6 protein-coding genes are annotated in these 6470 nt (G+C 42.6%); 1 reads left to right on the forward strand and 5 read right to left on the reverse strand.

All coding sequences use genetic code 11. The features are described from left to right. Positions 1–221 precede the first annotated feature (221 nt). The gene (locus AB3329_RS11460; protein ID WP_368396292.1) at positions 222–974 is read right to left on the reverse strand and encodes an esterase family protein; all 753 of its coding nucleotides are present in this window, start codon (positions 972–974) and stop codon (positions 222–224) included. 270 nt (positions 975–1244) lie between these two features. Further along, positions 1245–2423 (reverse strand): ATP-grasp domain-containing protein, encoded by a 1179-nt coding sequence (locus AB3329_RS11465; protein ID WP_368396293.1) that lies wholly within the window; start codon positions 2421–2423, stop codon positions 1245–1247. Positions 2424–2646: 223 nt separating this feature from the next. Between AB3329_RS11465 and AB3329_RS11470 the strand changes: the two genes are divergently transcribed. Further along, positions 2647–3282 (forward strand): MBL fold metallo-hydrolase, encoded by a 636-nt coding sequence (locus tag AB3329_RS11470; protein WP_368396294.1) that lies wholly within the window; start codon positions 2647–2649, stop codon positions 3280–3282. Between the two features lie 151 nt (positions 3283–3433). Here AB3329_RS11470 and ftsX read toward each other — a convergent pair whose 3' ends face one another. The 3 genes from ftsX to prfB all read right to left on the reverse strand — a co-directional run bounded on the left by ftsX (position 3434) and on the right by prfB (position 6336). Next, entirely contained in the window at positions 3434–4363 is a 930-nt protein-coding gene (gene ftsX / locus AB3329_RS11475; protein WP_368396295.1) for a permease-like cell division protein FtsX, read from the reverse strand. Next, positions 4356–5048, reverse strand: coding sequence for a cell division ATP-binding protein FtsE (ftsE, locus tag AB3329_RS11480; protein ID WP_368396296.1), 693 nt, complete (start codon positions 5046–5048; stop codon positions 4356–4358). Before ftsE ends, ftsX begins: the two co-directional genes overlap by 8 nt. Positions 5049–5237: 189 nt before the next feature. Continuing rightward, positions 5238–6336 (reverse strand): peptide chain release factor 2 gene (gene prfB, locus AB3329_RS11485; protein WP_368396297.1). Its coding sequence is split into 2 segments (ribosomal slippage): positions 5238–6263 and positions 6265–6336, totalling 1098 coding nucleotides; the frame shifts between segments, so codons are not numbered across the junction. Positions 6337–6470 lie beyond the last annotated feature (134 nt).

The following is a 6470-nucleotide window of genomic DNA, read 5'->3' on the forward strand; positions in this document are numbered from 1 at the left end:
GTGAGAAACCTTTACTTTTGTGCGCTCTAAATTCTATAAATCATAAAACTATTCCAAATTCAGTCATAATAGAGGTGCTTTGGAATAGGTTTTTTGACAGAGTGAGAGCTTATCTTAATGACATTGGGACAAAGGTCCGGCCTCGTTTCACTTTTTTAGACATATGCGTTTGACGCAGTGGCTGATTAGAAGAGGGATAACAAAAGCGAAATTTTAAAAGCTCAAATCCGGCCTTCTGCTTCAAGTTTTCCCAGAAAATAGGGCATCTGCTGGCGCCACCAATCCCAATCATGAGCAACATCTTTTCCCCAATAGTCAAACCAAGCAGGAATTGATTTGGCTGCAAAGGCTTCTTCTAAGCGTTTGGTATCTGCGATATGCGGCTCTTCCCAAGCCCCTCGGCCAACAGCAATGACAAAGCGATTCTTCCTGTAATGATAAAGAAACCACGGATCATTTTGGTTCCAAAGATAATCAATAGGAGAATTGTAGTAAACGGCATTATCGCCAAAGTATTCTCCTGTAAAAAAGCGGGCATCATAAACACCTGAAAGTGCGATAGAAAGATCGAAAAGATCAGGGTGGCGTAAGGCAAAATTAACGGTATGATAAGCTCCCATTGAACAGCCAGTTGCAGCAAGGCCCCCCTGCCAGCCGGACTCATAGCGGATAAGCGGAACCAGTTCATTGACAATGTAACGGTCATAGGCTTCATGGGCTAAAGCCATGTCGTGACCGGATTTTCCTAAATTCAGCCAGGATTCACTATCGTACGATTCCGGAGTGTAGAACTGAATAAGACCGCGGTCAATGAAATGCTGGCAGGCTTCGATCATGCCAAAATCACCGTATTCATTTTGACTCCCCCCTGATGAAGGAAAAACAACTATCGGTTTTCCGGCATGGCCGTAGATATTAAAATACATTTCCCGGCCGAGTTCCCCGGACCAGTGACTTCTTCTTTCAAAATGCATAATTTTTTCTTCTCTCCTTAATGTTATCTCAAGCGACTGGGACAGCCCCTCCCACGCCGCTTCGGCCCACAGACAAATACAGCGGTCTTACAGCTTTTTGCTGTTTTTTAATTTTAAATGAAATCATGCTGCTTCTGGATTTGACTGTCTTATTTAACAGACTGTAAAAATCTTAATAAAAGCTGATTTAGGCAGACTGCAAGCGGCTATGGCAAAGGGATTTGACTTATACCTGTCTGAGCACTTTCTTTTATTGGTAATGCTGCATTTTTACTGCTTAGCATGTGCAAATTGAACAATATCGCGCATTTCTTCTATTTTCTCTGTTCGAGCTAGGATTCCCACCTCTCCCATAATTTTAGAAAAAATGCCCGGTACTGCCTCTACGCTGATAATATTGGGCCTGAATTTATCAACAACAGTATTAACACTGTGAGCATAATTCTGATTAGCTTTACGGGAAATATAAACAACATTGTAAGGACGTGTAATTTCAGCTTCAAAAATATTATCCCGTACGATATTGGCATATTCTCTAAAGATATCAAAATCATTAGCATAATTCCACATATCAATAGTCAGTCCGCCGGGCGGCCGGCAATTAACTTCAAGTGCAATCAGCTCTTTGGTCTCCTTGAGACGGAAAAATTCAAAATGGAAGAAACGTTCCTTGACCTTGAAAGCGTCGACGCAGATTTTACCGGCTTGGATCAAATCATCAGCAATAACCCGCGGTACATAGTAAAACATGTCATGATCTTTTTCCACGGTTGCCAGTACTGCCTCAGAGTATTCCAAACTGGAATAAAAGACAATATTGCCATCATGGTCTGTTAAGCCGTCAAAGGTTATAATATCGCCTTCAACGAATTCTTCCATGATATACTCGACATCGGCATTTTTATAAGTAAAAAAGTCTTCTAAGGCTTCGGGAGATCTCAGTTTATAGGTATCCGAAGCACCGACACCGGAATTGGGTTTAATAATAACAGGAAAACCTAGTTCAGCAGCGAGGGCACGCGCCTCATCATCTGTATGGAATACTCGGCCTCTGGCAACCTTCAGCCCATGCTGGCGGAAAATCTCCTTCATCTGTGCCTTAGTTTTAATGGCTAGCATATCTTGATTTTTATAGCCAAAAACATTGAAATCCGTCCGTAAAGCAGCATCCAATTCCAGCCAATATTCATTGTGTGATTCTATACGGTCAATCCGGCCGTATTTATGAGCAAAATATGCTACTGCGCGGTAAACCTGATCATAATCTTCCATATTATCTACACGATAGTATTCTGTCAGGTTTTCCCGGAGACCGGTGCTTAACTCGTCATAAGGAGCATCTGCAATACCAAGTGTATGAAAACCACTTTCATGCAGCCGATGAGCAAATGTCTCGAAATTAGCAGGAAAATGGGGAGAAATCATCACAAAATTCATTGGTCTTGTCATTTCATTTACCTCATTTTTGTTTTTCTTCCAGTGTACCATAATTCAAGGCTGATTTCTAGTAAGTTTTCTGAAAATAATATCAATTCAGATAATTTCCAGTGAGCTGTCTCTTCAAATAAAGAGAATTGGCAGGCATAAGCCTTCAAAAACAGCTCCCTTTAAAAAGCGCAAAAGACCTTGCTTTTTATTTTAAAATCAAGGATTTTTTGTTACACTAAAAGATATGGAAGTTTATAAATTACTAAATCCGGTTGCCCGTGAAAACACCTATATTCTCTGTAATGAGCAGGCCCTTATCCTAGTTGATCCCGGAAGCAAGGGCAGTGCGATTATTGAGCGAATCAAAACCTTAAAAAAGCCCCTAGCTGCTATCCTTCTGACCCATACACATTACGATCATATTATGAGTCTGGATCTTGTGCGTGATTCTTTCGGCAGCCCGCCGGTTTATGTCTCAGAAAAAGAAGCCGACTGGCTGGGCTCCCCGAAAGACAATCTTTCAGGCCTTGATCGGCATCAAGATATGGCAGACATCACTGCACGGCCTGCAGAGCACTATTTTACTTATCAAATTCCCTATCACATTGCCGGTTTTCATTTTACTGTTGTTGAAACGCCGGGCCATTCTGCCGGAGGGGTCTCCTTTATTTTCCCTGACGATGAGCTGGTTTTGACAGGAGATGCTCTCTTTAAGGAAACTATCGGACGGACCGATTTGCCGACCGGTGATTTGGAGACACTGATCTCCAGTATTAAGCAGAAACTTTTCACTCTGCCCAATCACTATAAAGTCTATCCCGGCCATGGAATGAATACTACCATTGCTCATGAAAAAAATTTCAATCCTTTTTTACAGTAAAATGGCTAAAAGCAGCCGGATATTCAAGCGGTTGACGCGGCCAGACTCACCCTTTCTGCAGCTAAACTTGCCAGTTTGTTTCTTGGCAAGTCCTTTTGCTACCTAAAAAAACCTGCCTTTAAAAGGCAGGTTTTTTTGATCGACTGCTATTTTAGAATTTCAAATAGCGGCGCATTGAAAGCAGTGAACCGATTGATCCGATAACAATACCGATAAGAAACAGAACACCAATTAAGGACGGAATGAAAAAGCCGGGTTCGTACAGCGAGAGGCTCTGCAGCTCCAAACTTGGGCTGAAGGCTCTGTATACATATAAATAAAGGAAGTAAACAATCAGTGAAGGAATGATTGCCCCTAAAAAGCCAACCCAAGCACCTTCAAAAAAGAAAGGACCGCGAATATAAGAATTTTTAGCACCAACCAGCCGCATAATTTCGATATCGCGGCGTCTTGAAATGATGGTAATCCGAATCGTGTTTGAAATCAAAAAGACAGCTACAAAAACAAGCAAACCAGTACCGATAAGACCCCAGGTCCGTATTAAGTTAGCAAATCTGAAAAGCTGGTCCGAATCAGAACCGCCATAATCAACAGATTCCACACCTTCGATCCCGCTAATACTGTCTGCAATGGTTTTGACATCCTCAGGGTCAGCTGCTTCAACAATATAAACATCCTGCAGAGGGTTAGAATCGCCGTCAAACAGTGACCAGTCATCACCATAGGTATCCTGAAGCTGCTTCAGCTGCTCATCCTTGCTGGAAAAGGTGATGGATTTAACCCCTGACAAGGCCGCAATCTGATCATAAACTTTGTGATAATTTTCATTGGCAATCGTCTGACCGGCAGGATCAGTTGTCGTTTCAGAGTTATCTGTTGAATCAACATGCAGATAAGTATTGATTTGAATATTATTTTCAATCCCGCTTGCCAAACGTTCAGTGTTGAGCAGAACTGCACCGAAAATGCCCAGCAGAGTCAGCGTAATTGTCACCGAACTGACCGAAGCCAGTGTCATCCAAAAATTACGCTTCAAACTTTTCATTGATTCCCATAAGTGATGGAAAAAGTTTTTAATCATCGTAACCGTATTCTCCTTCCTCTTCATCACGTACCACACGACCATCTTCAATTGCGACAACGCGATGGCGAAGTGAGTTAACAATTTGGCTGTTATGAGTTGCCATTAACACAGTCGTTCCTTGGACATTAATCCGCTCCAGAAGCTGCATAATTTCCCAAGCAATTTCGGGGTCAAGGTTTCCTGTCGGTTCATCGGCAATCAGTACTTTAGGGTTATTGACAATTGCCCGGGCAATAGCGACACGCTGCTGCTCACCGCCTGACAGCTGATCGGGGAAAGAACGCATCTTGTGTTTCAATCCGACTAAATCAAGAACCTCCGTAACGCGTCTGTGAATGTCACGTTTTTTGGCACCGATAACCTGCATCGCATATGCAACATTTTCATAGACCGTTTTGGCCGGAAGCAGTTTATAATCTTGGAAAACAACTCCAATACTGCGGCGCAGCATAGGGATTTCCCGTTTCTTTATTTTATCCAGATTAAACTCGCCAACCCTGAGCGTTCCTTTAGTATGCGCTTCTTCCCGGTAAAGCAGTCTGATAAACGTTGATTTCCCTGCTCCAGACGGACCAACAAGATAAACAAATTCACCCTGATCCACCGAAATAGTAATATCTCTCAGGGCAGTGGTTGAACGGTGGTACTTTTTGCTGACACCGTTCATTTCAATTAAAGCCATGTTTTTCTTTCCTTTTCTTTAAATTTTTAACGCAGAAAAAGTCTTGACGTATGATCTTAACTCTTCTGCGCAAAAAGTATAAGACCGACTAAAACTTATTCATTTTCATATTGCTGACTGTCCATGCAAGCCCCTCATCACAAGGCACTGCCAGTCCAGCCAGCATCTCATATTGACAGAAATAAATACCTAATCAGCCATTCGCCACTTGAGATAGGCATCAATAAAGCCTGTCAGTTCACCGTCCATCACTCGATCAACCTGAGCGATTTCATATCCACTTCGATGGTCTTTGACCATCGTATAAGGCGTAAAGACATAGGAACGAATCTGACTGCCCCAGGTAATCTCTTTTTTATCCCCTTTGAGGGCATCAATCTCCTCTGCCTTTTTTTCTTCTTCTAACTGATAAAGCTTAGCCTGAAGAAGTTTCATCGCTCGTTCACGGTTACCATACTGGGTACGGTCAACCGTTGATGCTGCCACAAGCCCTGTCGGGATATGAGTCAGACGGACACCGGTGGAAACTTTATTGACATTTTGACCGCCGGCACCGCCGGAACGAAAAGTATCCATCTTGATATCATCGTCTCGGATGGTTACCTCGATAGTATCGTCGAGCTCAGGCATCACTTCAACTGACGCAAAAGAAGTATGACGGCGTTTTGCAGAATCAAAAGGAGAGATGCGCACCAATCGGTGCACGCCCATTTCTGACTTCAAAAGTCCGTAAGCATTAGCTCCAGTAAAGGCTAAAGTAGCTGACTTAATGCCAGCCTCATCACCGGCCTGATAATCTAAAAGCTCAACCGCGAAACCATTAGCATTACCAAAACGGGTATACATACGCAAAAGCATATCTCCCCAATCTTGGGCCTCAGTCCCGCCTGAACCCGGGTGAATCTCCAAAACAGCATTATTATGGTCGTAAGGCTCTGATAAAAGCAGAGTCATCTCATAATTAGCCATGATTTTAGCCAGCTCAGCCAGCTTTTCCTCTAATTCCTTTTGCAAAGACGAATCCTCCGGAAGCATTTCCAGAAGGAGCTCTGTTTCATCACACAGCTCGGCCATATTTTGAAAGGTTTCGTAGGTTGATTTCAGCTCACTGAGTTCCTGCGATGTTTTCTGAGCAGCTTTATTGTCATCCCAAAAATCCGGTTCAGTCATTTGATGTTCAAGAAGGGCAATCTCTTCTTCCAATCGCTCTAAGTCAAAGAGACCTCCTGAAGTCAGTCAACTTCTCTTGATTTTCTGCTATTTTTTGACGAATTTCAGCTAATTCCACAATACCACTCCTCGTAAAATAAGTTTATGGGGATTTTCAATCCCAAGTGTTAACAATTTTATAGCTTGACTATTGCAAGGTTTTCCAGAACAATAGAGTCATGGAATGGACTCATGGTTGTTTCTTTCTCTCCT

The sequence above is a fragment of the Streptococcus huangxiaojuni genome (assembly GCF_040930515.1).
GTDB classification, from domain to species: Bacteria; Bacillota; Bacilli; order Lactobacillales; family Streptococcaceae; genus Streptococcus; species Streptococcus huangxiaojuni.